This is a genomic window from Novosphingobium sp., assembly GCF_019748365.1.
GTDB lineage: Bacteria > Pseudomonadota > Alphaproteobacteria > Sphingomonadales > Sphingomonadaceae > Novosphingobium.
On record NZ_JAIEPN010000141.1, the window covers coordinates 1 to 16,626 of the forward strand.

Genomic DNA, 16,626 nt, shown 5'->3' on the forward strand with positions numbered 1-16,626 from the left:
GCTACGAGCGCGCACTGGCCGCCGTGCTCGGCCGCGACGCCTCGGCGCCGCTGGGCGCGGCGCCCGCCGGCGATGGGCGGTTCTGGACCGGTGCCGAGGCCCCCTCCCCGCGCGCCGATGCGCTGATCCACCAGGTGACGAAGTGCCCGCCCGAGCTTGCCGCCCGGCTTGCGCTCGTCAGGGTCGCCGATGCGGATCATGGCGAGCCGCTTGCCCCCGGCGAATGGCTGGTGACGCGTGACGGCCATTTGCGGCGCTGGGACGGCTTCATCGCGCGCGGCGAAGGCGGGGCGGAAGCCGCCATTCTGGCGGCCGAGAACCGGCTTGCCGAACTGGAAGCGTCGCTTCCCGAACGCCGCGCTGCTGCCGAAGCTGCCGAAGCCGCCAGCAGCGCGGCGCAGGCCGAGCTTGCCGGTGCACAGGCCGAAATCGCCCGCGTGCAGAACGAACTCGGCGCCAGCGAACGGGCGCTCGCGGCAGCAGCCGATACCGAGCGCAGCGCCTTGCGTGCGCTGGATCAGGCCGAAGCCGCCCGCGCCCGCATCGCGGCGCGGCGCGAGGAACTGGAGCGTGCTGCTGCCGATCTCGCGGCGCAGAGGCAGTTGGCCGAGGCCGATCTCGGCGAAGCGGAAGCCCGCCGCGCTGCCCTGCCCGATCCTGCCGCCGGGCGCGCGGCGGTGGAGGCCGAACGGCAGCGCAATGATCGCGCCCGCGCGGCCTATCAGTCCGCAATGGCAGCGGTTGCGGCGCATGGGCAGGCGCTTGCGGTCGGCAAGGAGCGGCTCACCGCCTTGCGCGGCGATATCCGCGGCTGGCAGGCCCGCGCGGGCGATGCGGCCCGGCGGCTTGCGGCCATGGCGGGGCAGGCCGAGGATCTGGCCGAAGAACGCAACATCGTCGCCGCCAAGCCCCCCGCCCTCGCGCGCGATCTGGAGGAAGCCGAGGCCTTGCGGGTGCGCTATGCGGCGGCGCTGGCGGAGGCCGAGACCGCGCTGGCCCGCAGCGAGGCCGAGGCCCGCAGCGCCGAAACCGCTCTCGCCACCGCCAACGAAGCGCTGGCCAGCGCCCGCGAAGCCCGCGCCGCACTGGGCGCCAAGGCCGAGAACGAGGACCAGCGCCGGCAGGAAATGGCCGGGATCGCCGGCGAGCGCTTCCAGTGCCCGCCCCCGCTGCTGCCCGAGCGCATCGGCTTTCCGGGCAGCGATGTATCCGCCGCGCCCGAGGAATCCGCCGCGCATGACCGCCTGATCGCCGAGCGCGAGCGCTTGGGGCCAGTGAACCTTGTTGCCGCGACCGAACTCACCGAGGCAGAAGCGCAGCACCTCGTCGTCGTCACCGAGCAGGCCGAACTGACCGAGGCGGTCAACCGCCTGCGCGGCTCGATCGGCGCGCTCAACCGTGAGGGGCGCGAGCGGCTGCGGGCGGCATTCGAGGCGGTCGATGCGCATTTCCGCCGCCTGTTCTCGCGCCTTTTCGGCGGCGGCGAGGCGCATCTTGCGCTGGTGGACAGCGACGATCCGCTGGAAGCCGGCCTCGAAATCTTCGCCCAGCCGCCGGGCAAGCGCCTGCAATCGCTCACGCTGCTATCGGGCGGCGAGCAGGCGCTGACCGCCGTCGCGCTGATCTTCGGCCTGTTTCTCACCAACCCCGCACCGATCTGCGTGCTCGACGAAGTCGACGCCCCGCTCGACGATGCCAATATCGAGCGCTTCTGCGACCTGCTCGATGCCATGGCCGCGGAGACGACCACCCGCTACCTCATCGTGACGCACAACGCGGTGACGATGAGCCGCATGCACCGCCTGTTCGGCGTGACGATGGTGGAGCGCGGTGTCTCGCGGCTTGTCAGCGTCGATCTCGGCGGGGCGGAGAGTTTGCTGGCGGCCTCTTGACATGCCTGTTTTTGTAGTTACATTAAATCCTGTTGGCACTGCCCGCGCCAAGTCATGCCAGGGCATCGGAAGGAAACTGTATGGTGTGAATATTGTGGCCCGGAGGCGACGTTGAACGAGATCAAGATCGAGTACGACGAAGCCAAGAGGCTCAAGATTCTGGAGGAGCGAGGTCTGGATATCGCTGAGTCCGGTTTGGTTTTTCAGGGCAGCTACGTCGAACTGCTTGATGACCGCAAGGACTATGGCGAGCCGCGTTTCCGCGTCTGGGGATACCTCCATGGGCAACGCGTTAGTCTAGTCTGGACACCGCGCGGCCAGAATCATCGCATCATCACGATGAGGCACGCCCATGAGGAAGAACACAGCTCCCGAATCAAAACCTTGGATTGATCCTGACGATGATGATGTCGAATGGACAGAGGATCAGTTCCGGCGGGCGGCCCTCTACATTGGGGGGAAGCTTGTCAAACCTGCCGATGGAACCTGGACCAAGCCCGGACGCCCCATCTCCGAAAACCCCAAGAAGCAGGTGACCCTGCGGCTCGATCCAGATGTGGTCGAGAAGTTCCGCGCCACCGGCAAGGGCTGGCAATCGCGGATCAATGCGGAACTGCGCAAGGCTCTGGGAATCTAGTCCAGCACGAACCGCGGCCCCGGTCCGCCCGCTCCCGCACGATCTTCCTTGTTGTAGAGCTGGCAGCGGTCGAGGCTGAGGCAGCCGCAGCCGATGCATTCGTCGAGCTTGTTGCGGGTCCGTGTCAGCAGTTGGATGCGGCCGTCGATCTCGCTGCGCAGCGAGCGGCTGATGCGCTGCCAATCGAGCACGGTGGGCGTGCGCCCCTTGGGCAGCGAGGCGAGCTCGCGCTCGATCTCGCCAAGACCCAATCCTAGCCGCTGCGCGATCAGGATAAAGCTCAAGCGGCGGATGTCGGAACGCAGGAAGCGGCGCTGGTTGCCGCCGGTGCGGACCGATGCGATCAGGCCGCGCTCCTCGTAGTAGCGGATTGCCGAAACAGCGAGCCCGGTGCGCTGCGCGACCATGCCGATGGGCACCAGATCGTTGCGGCCCTTGGCCGGTTTGGCAAGCATCGCGAATCCCCGGAAAAATCCCTTGACCTCAAGTCAACTTGAGGTTGCATAACGTTACGCGCTCAAAAGGTCCACAACGGAGTTTTGCCATGACCACCCCCGCCGCGCGTCTCGAACACGTCAATATCCGCGTCAGCGATCCCGATCGTACCGCCGCTTTTCTCGCCCGCCTGTGCGGCTGGCACGAACGCTGGCGCGGGCCTTCCGCGCTGGGCGGGTGGACCATCCACATCGGCGCGGAAACCGACTATATTGCTCTTTATCAGGGGGATACGCCGTTTCCCGGCAAGTTTGCGAAGGGCCAGCCGTTGCAGCACATTGGCCTGGTGGTCGATGATCTGGACGCTGCGGAGCGCGTGGCAATCGAAGCCGGGCTGGAGCCCTTCAACCACGCGGACTACGATCCGGGCCGCCGGTTCTATGTCTTCGATTGGGATGGCATCGAGTGGGAGCTGGTCAGCTATAGCTGAGTGGCAGCCCCGACAACAAAGCACGCAGCCGCCATCAGTGCGCCCGCGAATCGGTTCGAACGGAACCGCGCGAGCGCGCTGAGGCCGTCTGCCGTATCGAGCGTGAGCGCCTGCCACGCGAAGTGGAGCGTGACTGGCAGCAGCGCAAAGAGCGCCACCGGATCGGGCCGCACGAGCCAGACCGCGCCCGCCCAGCAAGCAGTCGCCATGGCATAGAGCCCGATCACCCCGGCGCGGACATGCTTCCCGAACGAAAGCGCGGAGGAGCCGATGCCGACCATGGCATCGTCCTCGCGGTCCTGCAGCGCGTAGATCGTGTCATAGGCCATGCACCAGGCCCAGCACCCGGCGTAGAGCGCGGCGAGCGGGACGAGGCGGTCAAAGCCGGTCACCTCGATCCAGCCGACCGGCGCGCCCCAGGTAAACACGAGGCCGAGCCACGCCTGCGGCCAGCCGGTGATGCGCTTCATGAAAGGATAGGCCGCGACGAGCCCGAGGCTGCCGAGCGCCACCACTTGTGCCTCCCAGCGCAGTTGCAGCAGGACGATGAGGCCGACGCCGCAGAGCGCGAGGAGCCAGATCCACGCGACCTTCTTGGAAATCGCCCCGCTGGCGATGGGGCGCGCGGCGGTGCGCGCGACGCGGGCATCGAGATCGGCATCGACGATATCGTTGTAGACGCACCCCGCCCCGCGCATCGCGATAGACCCGAGCAGCAGCCAGAGGATCATCCCCCAGCGCCCCGTCCCGCCGGCGAGGAACAGGCCCCAGGCACAAGGCCAGAACAGCAGCCACCAGCCGATTGGCCGATCGAAACGCGCGATGAGCGCCAGATCGCGCAAGGTGGGCGGGAGCGCCGTGAGCACGCCGCGGTACTCGCTGTCGGGCACGATCTGCGGCGTTGTGGTCATCTGCGCTGCATAGCCCCGGCGACTGCAATCGGCTAGGGGTCGAGACATGGTTGCAACTCCCGCCTGGCCACCCAAGTCTGCGCCCCGCCTGTTTGTCCCCGGCCCACTCGACGATGGGGCGCAAGTGGCGCTGGAGGGCGGGCAGGCGCATTATCTGGGCAAGGTGATGCGTGCGCAGCCGGGCGATGCGGTGATCCTGTGTGATGATCTGACGGGCGAATGGCTGGCCGAGGTCAGCGCGGCGGGGAAGCGCGATGTCACGCTCGGCGTCGTGCGGCGGCTGCGGGAGCGGGAAGCGGTACCGGATTTCTGGCTCTGCGCGGCGCTGATCAAGAAGGATCGGTTCGATCTGGTGCTGGAAAAGGCGACCGAACTGGGGGTTGCGGCGATCCGTCCGGTGCTGACCCGGCGCTGCGTGGCCGACAAGCTCAATCCGGAGCGGGCGCGCACGATTGTGACCGAGGCGGCCGAGCAATGCGCGCGCACCGCGCTCCCCGCGCTGGCCGAACCGGTGAAGCTGGACGCGTTGCTGCGCGAATGGCCGGAGGGGCGGCGGCTTTTCTTTGCCGACGAGGAAGGCGGACAGCCTGCCGCCGCTGCGTTTGCGGCACACGCTGGCCCTGCCGCACTGCTGGTGGGTCCGGAGGGCGGCTTCGACGATGCGGAGCGCGCGGCGGTGCGCGCACATCCCGCGGCAGTGGCGATCACGCTGGGGCCGCGCATCCTGCGCGCGGAGACGGCGGCCATCAGCGCGGTGGCACTGTGGATGGGCACACGCGGGGATTGGGGCTGACGCATATCGCGCCATGGACCGATCCATGTTTTCGGCTGGCGCGCTGCCGCGCGGCGCACTAACGAAATCCCCATGAGCACGAGACAAGTTTCGAATCGCAACGATCCCGTCATCGAGAGCCGCGACCAGCTCGTCGAGCCGATGGCGAAGGGCGAAAAGCCGCGCGAGGCCTGGCGGATCGGCACCGAGCACGAGAAGTTCGTCTATCGCACCAAGGACCGCGCCGCGCCCTCCTACAGCGAGCCGGGCGGGATCCGCGATCTGCTGCTTGCGCTGCGGGACTATGGCTGGACGACCATCGAGGAAGACAGCGACACCGGCCCCAACGTGATCGCGATGGGCGGACCGGACGGCGCGGTGAGCCTCGAGCCGGCGGGCCAGCTCGAGCTTTCCGGCGCGCCGCTCGAGAACCTGCACCAGACTTGCGCTGAAACCGGGCGCCACCTCGCGCAAGTGAAGACCATCGGCGACAAGCTGGGCCTTGCCTACCTCGGCATGGGGCTGTGGCCTGACAAGACTCGCGAAGAGCTGCCGATCATGCCCAAGGGCCGGTATGACATCATGCTGCGGCACATGCCGCGCGTGGGCACCATGGGCCTCGACATGATGCTGCGCACTTGCACCATCCAGACCAACCTCGACTATTCGAGCGAGGCGGACATGGTGAAGAAGTTCCGCGTTTCGCTGGCGCTGCAACCGCTCGCCACGGCGCTGTTTGCCAATTCGCCGTTCCTTGAAGGCAAGCCCAACGGCTACCTTTCGTATCGCAGCCATATCTGGACCGATACCGATCCGGCGCGCACCGGCATGCTCTCGTTCGTGTTCGACGAGGGCTTCGGTTATGAGCGCTATGTCGACTACATGCTCGATGTGCCGATGTACTTCGTGTTCCGCAACGGGCGCTATATCGATGCGGCGGGGCAGTCGTTCCGCGATTTTCTGGAAGGCAGGCTCCCTGCGCTGCCCGGCGAGAAGCCGACGCGGTCGGACTGGATCGATCATCTTTCCACTGCCTTCCCCGAAGTGCGCCTCAAGAGCTTCCTTGAAATGCGAGGCGCCGATGGCGGGCCGTGGAGCCGCATCTGCGCGCTGCCAGCGCTGTGGGTCGGCCTGCTCTATGACCAGACCGCGCTCGATGCGGCGTGGGACCTCGTCAAGGACTGGGACATGGACGGGCGCGAGCGTTTGCGTGCCAGCGTGCCCAAGCTGGGGCTCGATGCGCCGCTGCCGGGTGGTGGCAAGCTGCGGGATATTGCCGCGGAGGTCCTCGCGATTGCGCGTGGCGGGCTGGCGGCGCGTGGCAAGCTCAACGATGCGGGCGACAACGAGACCGGCTATCTCCACCCGCTCGACGAGATTGTGAGCAGCGGCAAGACCCCGGCGGAGCGGCTGCTGGAGCTCTATCACGGGGCGTGGGGCGGCAAGGTCGATCCGATCTACGAGGCGAAGACCTTCTAGAATCAGAACATCAGCGGGAGAGAGACAATGATCATCGTGATGGGCAAGCTGCGGATCGACGCCGATGCCATCGAGGCCGCGCTGCCGGCGGCGCAGAAGGTTGTCGCCGCGACGCAAGCGGAAGAAGGCTGCCTGCAGTACGACTATTCGCGCGACATCAGCGATCCCGAGATCTTCCACATCACCGAACGCTGGACGAGCCGCGAGGCGCTGGGCGCACACCTCAAGACCCCGCATGTCGCCGAATGGATCGGGGTGCTCTCAGGGCTCACGATGAAGGAGCGCCACATCAAGCTCTACGACACCGACGAAGGCGAGGACCTTTGATCGTCGTGATGGGCACGTTCCGGGTCGCGCCGGAACACATCGATGCGTTGCTGCCGCTGGCTCGCAAGGTGGCCGAGGCGACCCGGGCGGAACAGGGCTGCATCCAGTATGGCTATGCGCAGGATATCGATGATCCCGCGCTGTTCCATGTGGCTGAACGCTGGACCGATCGCGCGGCGCTGATGGCGCATGCCAGGTCTGCCCACATGGCCGAATGGGTCGCCGCGCGTGCCGGGCTGGGCTTTCATGACCGGGTTATCCGGCTTTACGAGACGGACGAGGGCGAGGCGATCTAGGCAATAGCCCTCTCCCCTTCAGGGGAGAGGGTTGGGAGAGGGGAATGGCGCTGCCCTTGCCCCCTCTCAACTTCAGCTAGGCAGCAAGCTGCCAAGCCTTCGTATCTCTCCCCTGAAGGGGAGAGAACATCATGCTCACTCTGCCGGATGCGCTGCGCCGATTGGCGGTGGTTCCACCCGGGGCCGGCCGCGCATCAGCATCCGCCCGATGCGATTAAGGTTGCCCGTTACCAGGCCATGTTCGGCCATCCAGGCGTGGTATTCGCGGTACTTGACGTCCTCGGCCAGCAGGTGCGCTTCCTCGGTCTTGGCGCGCCAGAAATAGACCGCGCTGACGAGGCCGAGGATCACGGTGTTGCGGATCGCATCGACCATCGAATGCGTGGTGGTGAGCCAAGGCAGCGTCGAAATCCACCAGAAGGCGTTCTTGGAGAGATAGGCCGGGTGCCGCGTGTAGGCATAGGGGCCATTCGTCAGCACGCCACGATAGGTGAGGTTCGAGAAGCGCAGGCCGAAGGCGACCGTGGCCCAGGCATAGATACCCGTGAGCAGCACCATGGCCACGACCCAGATCCATTCGAGCACCGGCATGCCCTGCAGCCAGTAGGTCCATTCGGCGCCGTTCGCGCGGTAATCGAGCACGCCGCCGCCGCCCATCAGGATGAACGGCGGATAGCAGATCAGCGCCGCCACCCAGCCGCCGAGATAAGGATTAGCGCTGCGGATCTGCGCATCGAGCGGCTTCATCGTGAGCAGGTAGCCGACCATGGCGATCTGCACGTCGACGAGGAACATCGTCTCGATCAGCGCGTTGCCGAGCGCGAGCGGATCGCCGAGAACGGCGGCGTAGTTCATCTGCACGACATTGCCGAAGCCGCCGGGGATGATCGAGAACATGAAGGCGCAGAAGAAGCCCTTCACCGCCCAGGCGCGCCAATGATGCGCCACTTCGGCGCGGTCATACGTCTCGCGCCCGATGAGCATGGCGCCGAAGTGCCACGCGCCGTCGCGGGGATTGATGAGCACGCGGTCGAGCCACAGCACATAGGGGATCGTGCCGATGAACAGCACCGGCGCGAGGCCCGAGATCACATCCATCGCGAAGAGATACTGCCCGCGCCAGTACCAGCGGCACAGGCAATAGACGAAGCCGAGCAGCGACCATGTCGCCCACAGGCCCGCGATCTTGGTGATCGAGGTATCGATCACATCGCGCAAGGGGCGCGGATTGGCCCAGTCGATCCCGGTGGAGGCGCGCAAGTGCACCTTGTCCACCATGAGCGACCAAGCAACCATCGGCAGGCCGGAAAACAGCATCGCCGCCAGTGCAGCATTGGGCCCGGCAAGCGGTTCATGCGGCCCCGGCAGGGCCAGAGCATCGGCAATTCCCGCCCAATTGCGGCACACGATGACCCACAGCGCAAGGCCGAACAGGCCGGACAGGCCGACTCCGGCCGAGACATCGCTGGCAGGCCTGGATGCAGGAACGCTCATGGTCCCGCTGTTAACGGAGACCTATGAGAAAATCGTTTATGCGCCGGCAAGAACCGGCGGTCTGGCCGGTCAGCGGAACGCGCTGATGTGTCCGCTATCGTCGAGCACGTAGAGCACGCCGCCAGCCACGACCGGCGCCAGCGTGACCGGTGCGCCGAGCTTGGCATAGCGCTTGACGGCACCATCGGTGACCGAAGCGGCGAGCAGTTCGCCTTCCGAATTGGCCATCCACAGGCGGTCACCCGCCAGCACCGGACCGGTGAAGAAGATCGGGCCCTTCTTCTTCTTGACGTTGCGGTAGGCCTTCATCTGCGCGATCCAGCGCACGCGGCCGGTAGCCTTGGCGATGCAGAGCAGCTTGTCCTCGTCGGTCAGCGTGAAGATCCAGTCGCCCGCCACCGCCGGGGTCGAGATGCCAGCCAGATTGAGTTCCCACACGCGCTGGCCGGTGACCAGTTCATAGGCCGCCATGCGGCCGCCCTGACCAAGCGCATAGACGCGGCCGCGTTCGATGATCGGGTCGGCGTCGATGTCGGTCAGGGTGGAAACCGAAGTCGCGATGCTGGTGCGCGCGAGAGCATCGGACCACAGCTGTCGGCCGTTCTCGTAGCGGTAGGCGACGAGTTCGCCCGAGCTGTAGCCCGCGACAATGGTGCCCTGCCCGGCTGCTGCCGCGGCCACACCGAACACGCCGGTCTGCGCGACCGAACCGGATTCGCTCCACAGCTGCGCGCCATCGGCCACATTGAGCGCGATGATCTGGTTGTCCTGCGTCATCACATAGACGCCGCCGAAAGCGATCGTCGGGCTGCCGCGCAGCGGGCCTGCCGGCTTCACGCGCCAGAGGATCTTGCCGCTCGCCGCCTCGATCGCAGCCACTTCGCCGAGACCGGTGGTGATGAAGACCTTGCCGTCGTTGTAGGCTGCGCCGCCGCCGAATACCGAAGCCATCGCGTCAGGCAGGCGGAACTCGGTCTTCCACTGCTCGCGCCCGGTGGCCGCATCGAATGCGCGGACCATGCCTTCCGTGTCCATCACATAGAGCTTGCCGCCGCCGACGACCGGCGATGCCGCGAGGCGCTGCTTGGGGCTGGAGCCGGCAATGCGTGCCATCCAGACCTTGCGCGGCTGCTGTGCCAGCGCGAGATGACCGTAGGACTTGGAAGCCGTGCCGCCCGCCTGCTCCCAATCGGGATTGGGTTCGGCCAGCGGAAGAACGACATCGAGCACGGCCATGCCCTCGTCCACCTTCTCGGCCTTGTCGAACTTCGACAGGATCGGGATGCGGTTGCCCACGGTCGGCGTCGACTTGGTCTTGCCCTTGGTAAGCCCGCAGCCGCCAAGCGCCAGTGCCACCACGACCACGGCAGAAACGGCAAGGCGCCTGATCGCCATCGGTCGGCTTGGGCGTGCTGCGGTCATATACTCAAATCCCATCCCGAAAATCTCATCCCGAATACGTCATTATTGCACCTGGCTGCCGTCCACGGCGGCAACCGGATTGTCCACAGCATCGACACCGAGCTGCCCGGCGAGCTGGCGCGTGCGCCGGCGCAAGGTATCGGGCACGGCCTTGTCCTTGGCGATCGAGGCGAGCAGCGCGCCTGCCGCCTCGGTCTTGTTCTGCTTGAGATAGGCGAGCGCGACGAGTTCACCCGCGCTGCCAAACCAGGGCTTGCCCGGCACCGCGAGCGGCTTCAGCCGATCGATCACGGTCTGCGGGGGCAGCTTGTCGAAATTGGTCGCGACTTCGCGCACCGTGGCAAGGTCGCGATAGGGACCGGGCAGCGTGCCATCGGCGGAAACCGCTGCAAACAGCTTTGCGGCTTCATCCGCCTTGCCGGCCTGTTCGGCGATCGCGGCATCGCTGATCTGCACCGCGGCGCGATACCCGGGGTTGCCGCTCTTGGCGAGGGGATCCATGCCCTGCTTTGCGGCCTGGGTGCGGTTCGCCTCCAGCGCATCGAGCGCGGTCACGAACGTCTCGCTCTGCTGATCGCGCACGCTGGCGGTATGATCGTTGTACCACAGCCAGCCGCCCAGACCGACAAGGCCGCCGACGACGAGCGCCAGGATCGGCCGGCCGCGATTGAGCAGCAGGCTGCGCAGCTGATCTTCGCGCAGCGCATCATCGACCTCGCGCAGGAAGGTTTCCTGGGCGGCAGCGTCCTTGCTGTTGGCAGGAGCATTGCCCGATGGGGTATTCGGAGTGAGAGCCAAGACTGCGCTTTCAGGTCGTTGGGTTAACGAATGCGGCTGTTTAGCAGGGGGGACTGCCAATTCAACCGGTTTGACAGGGGGCGCTTTGACATAGCGATACTGTCCGGCAGCTTTACGGAAACGATGGCAGCCCCAGCGCAGCGGCATAGATGGCGGCATGCCGGCCTGCCATCACGCCCTCGTCAAACTCTGCGCGCGCGCGCAGCAGGTTCGCCGCGCCCACCCGGCGGCGCAATGTCTCGTCCTCGGCCAGCTGCGCCAAGGCCGCGCCCAGCGCAGCCTCGTCGCCCGGCGGAGTGATGAACGGCGCGTTCTCCGGCGAGACGATATCCGCGACATCGCCCACCGCTGGGCTTGCCACGGCAAGGCCGGCGGCCATCGCCTCGACCACCGATAGCGGGAACTGCTCGCTATCGGAGGACAAGGCGAAGAGATCGAACAGCGCGGTCGCTTCGGCCGGTTTGGCGACGAAGCCGGGCAGATGCACGCGGTGCCCGATCTCGAGCCGCAGCGCCTCGGCCATGATCGCCTCGCGTTCGGGCCCTTCGCCCACGATCACCAGTTGCCATTCCTCCGGCATGGCGCGGAAGGCGCGGACCAGCCGGGGCAGTGCCTTGACCGGGCGCAGCCCGGCGAGCGTGCCCAGCCATTTCTCCCCGGGACGCTTGACCACACGTGGCAGCGCATCGGGGCGGACGCGGCGGGCCTTGGCGGGGTCGTAGTCCATCACCGGGATGCCGTTGCCGATGCGGTGGACGCGCGCGGCCGGCTGGTGCCACACATCCAGCGCCACGGCCTCCAGCTGGCGCGAAGGGACGATCAGCGCGCTCGCCCGGGCCAGCGCCACGCGGCGATACCAGTTGCGCGAGGCCTTGAGCTTCTGCGCCTCGTCGGCATTGAAGCCGTCCTCGTGGTGGATCAGCGGCGCGAGGCCCAGCGTGGGGCCGAACATGGCATGGGCCATCGCCGCATCCATCGCACCCCAGTTGTACGTGAGGATCAGATCGAAGCCCTGCATCGCGCGCGCCAGCGTCTGCAAGCGGCGAATGCCGAATCGGCCCTGCAGCGGAGGAAAGCCGAAGGGGAAGTGCACCGACATGCCGGGATCGATCTGCGCGCGCGCGCCCAGCGCCCCCGGCTGTGCGGAGACCACGCTGTGATCCACCGCCTTGCCGAAGCGGTTGATCAGGGAAGTGGAGCGCCGTTCCTTGCCGCCTGCATCGAATGTCGAGTGCAGGTGGAGAAGGTGGAGCCGCTTGCCGCGCGCGGGTTTATTCATGGTGCGCCGGTCACGCGGCGCGGGCGAGCAGGCGCGCGATGGCGGCGACGGCCTCGTCCTCGTCGAGCGTGGGCGCGTGGCCGACGCCGGGCACGGTGACGAGTTCGGTGGAAGCGCCGCGCACTTTCATCCGGGCGGCGACTTCGGCGGAAAGGATGTCGGAATGTGCGCCGCGCAGCACCAGCAGCGGCCGGCGGGCTACGGCCTCATACATCCCCCACATGACCGCAGGCTCCGGCGCCGGCCCTTGCTCGGCCTCGAACGGCTCGGCGATGTTCATGTCATAATCGAACACGATGCGCCCGCCGGTGCCGATCACCATGCAGCGCTTGGCCATGCGCAGCCAATCGGGCAGTTCCCACGCGGGATAGATATCGCGATTGGTTTCCTGCAGCGCCCGCGCGGCATGGACCCAGGTTTCGTAGCTGCGGCCCTGCCCGACATATTCGCGGATGCGCGCAAGGCCGGCGGGTTCGATTTCGGGCCCGACATCGTTGATGACTGCAGCTGCAATGCGCTCCGGATTCACGGCGGCGAGCATCATGGTCATCAGCCCGCCCAGCGACGTGCCGATCGCCACGAAGCGCGTGATCCCCTCCGCCGCCAGCAGAGCCTCGACATCAGCAACATAGTGCGCCGGCGTGTAAGTCATCGGATCGCGCGCATAATCGCTGTCGCCGCGCCCGCGCATATCCGGGCAGACCACCCGCCATTCCCCGGCCAGCCGCTGCGCCAGCGCCTCGAAATCGCGGGCATTGCGGGTCAGCCCCGGCAGGCACAGCACCGGCGGCTTGTCGCTGCTTCCGGGATAGTCGCGGAAATGCAGTTTCAGGCCGTCGCTGCTCGTCCAGCTGCGATCTTCCCAGCGCTTTTCGCCGCCTTTCAGCGCCTCTGCCATTGTCTCTACTGCCTGAGCCCCGCACATAAACAAAAGGGGCGCGCTTGCACGCCGCCCGCTTCATCCCCACTATCGCGCGATGCAGCCTGCCCCGCAAGACGCGATCTACCGCCCCGCCCCCCGTATTCTCGATCTGGCGAGCTGGATCGGCGATCCTGTCGCTCCGGCCGATTTCCCCGAGACCAAACTGCGATTCCGCAATGACCGCGCCGCTGCGGAGGTGGGCCTCGCCGGACTGACCGACGCGGAGTGGGTGAGCCACATGGGTCGTTTCGGGCCGCTGCTGGACAACCTGCCGCAGCCGCTGGCGCTGCGCTATCACGGGCACCAGTTTCAGGTCTACAACCCCGATCTGGGTGACGGGCGCGGCTTCCTCTATGCGCAGATGCTCGATGGCCGGGGGCGCCTGATGGACCTTGGCACCAAAGGCTCGGGCCAGACGCCGTGGAGCCGGCAGGGCGACGGCCGCCTGACCCTGAAAGGCGCGATGCGCGAGATTCTCGCGACCGAGATGCTGGGCGCGCTCGGCGTCAACACCAGCCGCACCTTTTCGGTGATCGAGACCGGCGAGGCGCTGTGGCGCGGGGATGAGCCTTCTCCGACGCGCTCGGCGGTCATGGTGCGGCTGAGCCACGGCCATATCCGCATCGGCACCTTCCAGCGCCTGGCCACGCTGGGCGAGGCAGACAACATGGCGGCGCTCGTCGGCTATTGCCTCGGCAATTTCCCCGGGCCGGAGGGGCCAGAGGATGCCAGCCCCGCCACGCGCCTGCTCCATCAGGTGGTCGAACGCATGGCCGACATGGCCGCGAGCTATATCGTCGCCGGTTTCGTCCACGGGGTGCTCAACACCGATAACATGAACGTGACGGGCGAGAGCTTCGATTATGGCCCGTGGCGCTGGCTGCCGCGCTGGGACCCGGCGTTCACCGCCGCCTACTTCGACAGCAGCGGGCTCTATGCCTTTGGCCGGCAAGCGCAGGCGATCCACTGGAACTGCGGGCAGCTGGCGGTCGCGCTGCGCACGCTGGAGGAAGCCCCGCCGCTGATCGCCGCGCTCAATACGTTCGAGGAGCACTACCGCGCCGCGATGGCGCGCCGCTGGTGCTGGCGGCTCGGCGTGGCGCAGCGCGGGATCGAGGAGGACACCGCGCTGATCGGGCTGTGCGAAGCAGCGATGGCCGAAAGCGGCGAAGGGCCGGACGCGTTCTTCTTCCGCCACCGCGGCGGGCGAGGCGAGGCAAAGGGCGCGCTGGGCGAGGCGCTGGCCGCCTATGAACCGGTGGCGGACGCCCATCCTTACTGGGCCGATCCCGCGCCGCAATCGATGCTGATCGACGAGGTCGAAGCGATCTGGGCGCCGATTGCGGAACAGGATGACTGGTCGCTGCTCGAGGCCAAGATTGCCGCCTTGCGCCGCATGGGCGAAGCGCATGGGGCGCCGCCGAGCCCGGCAGGGCATGTCGAAACGCCTGGTTTTGCAATATAGGGTTTCTTGTTTGGTTACCACTGCCATGCCATAGGCCGCACACCGCAGTGGCCCCGCGCCGCCTGAGCGGCAAGGCAGAGGAAGGCCCAGCGCACCCGTGTCCACTGGCGAAATCGTCTCGTTCGAACCCGCGACGGGATCGGAACTGTGGCGTGGCCGGATCGGCGACGCGGACGACGTTGTCGCGCGCGCGCGCCGGGCCTGGCCGCTCTGGGCCGCGCAGCCGCTTTCCACCCGCATCGAACTCATGCGCCGCTTCGCCAATGAAGTGCGCAAGGAATCGGACAAGCTCGCCGATCTGATCGCCCGCGAGACCGGCAAGCCGCTGTGGGAAGCGCGCAGCGAAGTCGACAGTGTGGTCGACAAGGTCGAGGTTTCGGTGCGCGCCTATGCCGAGCGCACCGCGCAGCGGAAACTCGACAGCGCGCTGAACGGGACGTCCGCCGTGCGCCACAAGCCGCATGGCGTGCTCGCAGTGATCAGCCCCTGGAACATGCCCGCGCTGCTCCCCGCCGCGCAGATCATTCCGGCGCTGATCGCGGGCAATGTCGTCGTGTTCAAACCATCGGAAAAGGCGCCTGCTACCGGCGATCTCCTTGTCCGCTGCTTCCATCGCGCCGGCATTTCGGCGGCGGTTGTGCAGCTGATGCTTGGCGGGCCCGAGCAGGGCCAGGCGCTCGCGATGCATGACGGGGTGGACGGTGTGCTGTTCACCGGCTCGGCCCATGCCGGGGTCTCGATCAATCGCAAGCTCGCCTCCAATCCGGGCAAGGTCGTCGCGCTCGAGCTGGGCGGCAACAATCCGATCGTGGTGTGGGACACGCCCAAGATCGTCGATGCCGCCGCCATCGTGGTGCAATCGGCCTTCACCAGCGCGGGGCAGCGCTGCTCCTCGGCGCGGCGACTGATCCTGAAATCGACGATGTATGACGCGGTGATCACCGAAGTGCGCCGCCTCACCGAGCGGCTCATCGTCGGCGCGCCGTTCGATACGCCGACGCCCTTCATGGGCCCGGTGATCGACAACGCCGCCGCCGACGGCCTCACCGAAAGCTTCGTCTACCTCCTCTCCAACGGCGGTCGCGCGATCAAGCACATGGCGCGCCTGCGCGAGGACCTGCCCTTCGTCAGCCCGGCGATCATCGACGTGACCCGGATCGAGGAGCGGCCCGATGTCGAGCTGTTCGGACCGCTGCTGCAGGTCATCGCAGTCGACGATTTCGACGAAGCCATTGCCGAGGCCAACAACACCCGCTTCGGCCTCGTCGCCTCGCTGCTCGGCGGATCACCGCAGGATTACAACCGCTTCTGGGCCAATGTGCGGGCAGGCGTGGTCAACTGGAACCGGCCGACCATCGGCGAAAACGCGGGCGCGCCCTTCGGCGGCACGGGCCTTTCCGGCAACAACCGCCCGGGCGGCTACTACATGGCCGATTCGTGCGCCTATCCGGTGTCGTCCGCCGAAATGGAACAGCCACGCGCGACGATCGGCGTGGGGCTGCGGGATTCCTGAGGCCTGCGGGCTGCGGGGGGCGCTTGCGGCGATGGGCGGACGACTGGGATTGGTGGGGAGCGGACATTCCGCCCCCCATCCGTCGCCCCGTGCTTGACACGGGGCTTGGCTTTTCTTGCGAGCCCTCGTTTGGCACAAGCGCCAGATGGAGAAAGGCGGCTGGGTCTACATCATGGCAAACCGCTACCGCGGCGGGACCTATGTCGGCGTCACTTCCGATCTTATCCGGCGTGTCTGGCAGCATCGCGAGGGTAAAGGGTCGATACATGTCAGGGATTTCGACAAGACCATGCTTGTCTACGCCGAACGGCACGAAGAGATCGAACCCGCCATCGCACGGGAAAAGCTCCTCAAGAAATGGCGCCGCGAGTGGAAATTTGAACTGATCGAGGCCGACAATCCCGATTGGCTCGACCTCTTGGACCAGTGGTATCCAGCAGGCGCAGTGCCGAGCGGCGAGGCCCAGAGGTAGCCAAGCCCCGTGTCAAGCACGG

General features: G+C 66.9%; 17 protein-coding genes and 1 pseudogene. 11 read left to right on the forward strand and 7 right to left on the reverse strand.

The window, feature by feature from the left end; all coding sequences use genetic code 11:
* The 3 genes and pseudogenes from K5Q19_RS15700 to K5Q19_RS15710 all read left to right on the forward strand — a co-directional run.
* A pseudogene (locus tag K5Q19_RS15700) lies at window positions 1-1,892 on the forward strand (chromosome segregation protein); the annotation flags it as partial.
* 111 nt (window positions 1,893-2,003) lie between these two features.
* Window positions 2,004-2,285: a BrnT family toxin gene (locus K5Q19_RS15705; RefSeq protein ID WP_292947110.1), complete on the forward strand. Its 282-nt coding sequence runs from the start codon at window positions 2,004-2,006 to the stop codon at window positions 2,283-2,285.
* Complete coding sequence (locus K5Q19_RS15710; RefSeq protein ID WP_292947113.1) at window positions 2,245-2,529, forward strand: BrnA antitoxin family protein; 285 nt, start codon at window positions 2,245-2,247, stop codon at window positions 2,527-2,529. The genes K5Q19_RS15705 and K5Q19_RS15710 overlap by 41 nt, the downstream gene beginning before the upstream one ends.
* Here K5Q19_RS15710 and soxR read toward each other — a convergent pair.
* The gene (soxR, locus tag K5Q19_RS15715) at window positions 2,526-2,984 is read right to left on the reverse strand and encodes a redox-sensitive transcriptional activator SoxR (RefSeq protein ID WP_292947116.1); all 459 of its coding nucleotides are present in this window, start codon (window positions 2,982-2,984) and stop codon (window positions 2,526-2,528) included. The two genes, K5Q19_RS15710 and soxR, sit on opposite strands and share 4 nt — an antisense overlap.
* A gap of 89 nt (window positions 2,985-3,073) precedes the next feature.
* Between soxR and K5Q19_RS15720 the strand changes: the two genes are divergently transcribed.
* Window positions 3,074-3,454: a VOC family protein gene (locus K5Q19_RS15720; protein WP_292947119.1), complete on the forward strand. Its 381-nt coding sequence runs from the start codon at window positions 3,074-3,076 to the stop codon at window positions 3,452-3,454.
* Here K5Q19_RS15720 and ubiA read toward each other — a convergent pair.
* Window positions 3,445-4,365, reverse strand: a complete 921-nt coding sequence (gene ubiA, locus K5Q19_RS15725) for a 4-hydroxybenzoate octaprenyltransferase (protein WP_292947121.1) — start codon at window positions 4,363-4,365, stop codon at window positions 3,445-3,447. The genes K5Q19_RS15720 and ubiA overlap by 10 nt on opposite strands.
* 46 nt (window positions 4,366-4,411) lie before the next feature.
* Between ubiA and K5Q19_RS15730 the strand changes: the two genes are divergently transcribed.
* The 4 genes from K5Q19_RS15730 to K5Q19_RS15745 all read left to right on the forward strand — a co-directional run bounded on the left by K5Q19_RS15730 (window position 4,412) and on the right by K5Q19_RS15745 (window position 7,239).
* Entirely contained in the window at window positions 4,412-5,158 is a 747-nt protein-coding gene (locus tag K5Q19_RS15730; RefSeq protein ID WP_292947123.1) for a 16S rRNA (uracil(1498)-N(3))-methyltransferase, read from the forward strand.
* 72 nt (window positions 5,159-5,230) lie between these two features.
* Window positions 5,231-6,616, forward strand: coding sequence for a glutamate--cysteine ligase (locus tag K5Q19_RS15735; RefSeq protein WP_292947127.1), 1,386 nt, complete (start codon window positions 5,231-5,233; stop codon window positions 6,614-6,616).
* Between the two features lie 27 nt (window positions 6,617-6,643).
* Window positions 6,644-6,943 (forward strand): putative quinol monooxygenase, encoded by a 300-nt coding sequence (locus K5Q19_RS15740; RefSeq protein ID WP_292947129.1) that lies wholly within the window; start codon window positions 6,644-6,646, stop codon window positions 6,941-6,943.
* Between the two features lie 5 nt (window positions 6,944-6,948).
* A complete protein-coding gene (locus K5Q19_RS15745) occupies window positions 6,949-7,239 on the forward strand; it encodes a putative quinol monooxygenase (RefSeq protein WP_292947196.1) in 291 nt (96 codons plus the stop codon).
* A 135-nt stretch (window positions 7,240-7,374) separates the two neighbouring features.
* Here the strand turns inward: K5Q19_RS15745 and K5Q19_RS15750 are convergent, their stop codons facing one another.
* The 5 genes from K5Q19_RS15750 to K5Q19_RS15770 form a co-directional block, all read right to left on the reverse strand.
* Window positions 7,375-8,733 (reverse strand): isoprenylcysteine carboxylmethyltransferase family protein, encoded by a 1,359-nt coding sequence (locus K5Q19_RS15750; protein ID WP_292947132.1) that lies wholly within the window; start codon window positions 8,731-8,733, stop codon window positions 7,375-7,377.
* A 69-nt stretch (window positions 8,734-8,802) separates the two neighbouring features.
* Complete coding sequence (locus K5Q19_RS15755) at window positions 8,803-10,155, reverse strand: PQQ-binding-like beta-propeller repeat protein (protein ID WP_292947135.1); 1,353 nt, start codon at window positions 10,153-10,155, stop codon at window positions 8,803-8,805.
* Between the two features lie 42 nt (window positions 10,156-10,197).
* The gene (locus K5Q19_RS15760; protein ID WP_292947137.1) at window positions 10,198-10,953 is read right to left on the reverse strand and encodes a tetratricopeptide repeat protein; all 756 of its coding nucleotides are present in this window, start codon (window positions 10,951-10,953) and stop codon (window positions 10,198-10,200) included.
* A gap of 112 nt (window positions 10,954-11,065) precedes the next feature.
* Window positions 11,066-12,232, reverse strand: coding sequence for a glycosyltransferase family 4 protein (locus K5Q19_RS15765; RefSeq protein WP_292947139.1), 1,167 nt, complete (start codon window positions 12,230-12,232; stop codon window positions 11,066-11,068).
* A gap of 10 nt (window positions 12,233-12,242) precedes the next feature.
* On the reverse strand, window positions 12,243-13,130 hold the full coding sequence (locus tag K5Q19_RS15770) for an alpha/beta hydrolase (RefSeq protein ID WP_292947141.1): 888 nt from the start codon (window positions 13,128-13,130) through the stop codon (window positions 12,243-12,245).
* Window positions 13,131-13,209: 79 nt separating this feature from the next.
* Here K5Q19_RS15770 and K5Q19_RS15775 point away from each other — a divergent pair, with 79 nt between their 5' ends.
* The 3 genes from K5Q19_RS15775 to K5Q19_RS15785 all read left to right on the forward strand — a co-directional run bounded on the left by K5Q19_RS15775 (window position 13,210) and on the right by K5Q19_RS15785 (window position 16,604).
* A complete protein-coding gene (locus K5Q19_RS15775; protein ID WP_292947144.1) occupies window positions 13,210-14,619 on the forward strand; it encodes a protein adenylyltransferase SelO family protein in 1,410 nt (469 codons plus the stop codon).
* Between the two features lie 97 nt (window positions 14,620-14,716).
* Window positions 14,717-16,132: a succinylglutamate-semialdehyde dehydrogenase gene (locus K5Q19_RS15780; RefSeq protein WP_292947146.1), complete on the forward strand. Its 1,416-nt coding sequence runs from the start codon at window positions 14,717-14,719 to the stop codon at window positions 16,130-16,132.
* Between the two features lie 145 nt (window positions 16,133-16,277).
* Window positions 16,278-16,604 carry a GIY-YIG nuclease family protein gene (locus K5Q19_RS15785; protein ID WP_292947149.1) on the forward strand — a complete coding sequence of 109 codons (327 nt, stop codon included), beginning with the start codon at window positions 16,278-16,280 and terminating at the stop codon, window positions 16,602-16,604.
* Window positions 16,605-16,626: the final 22 nt, after the last annotated feature.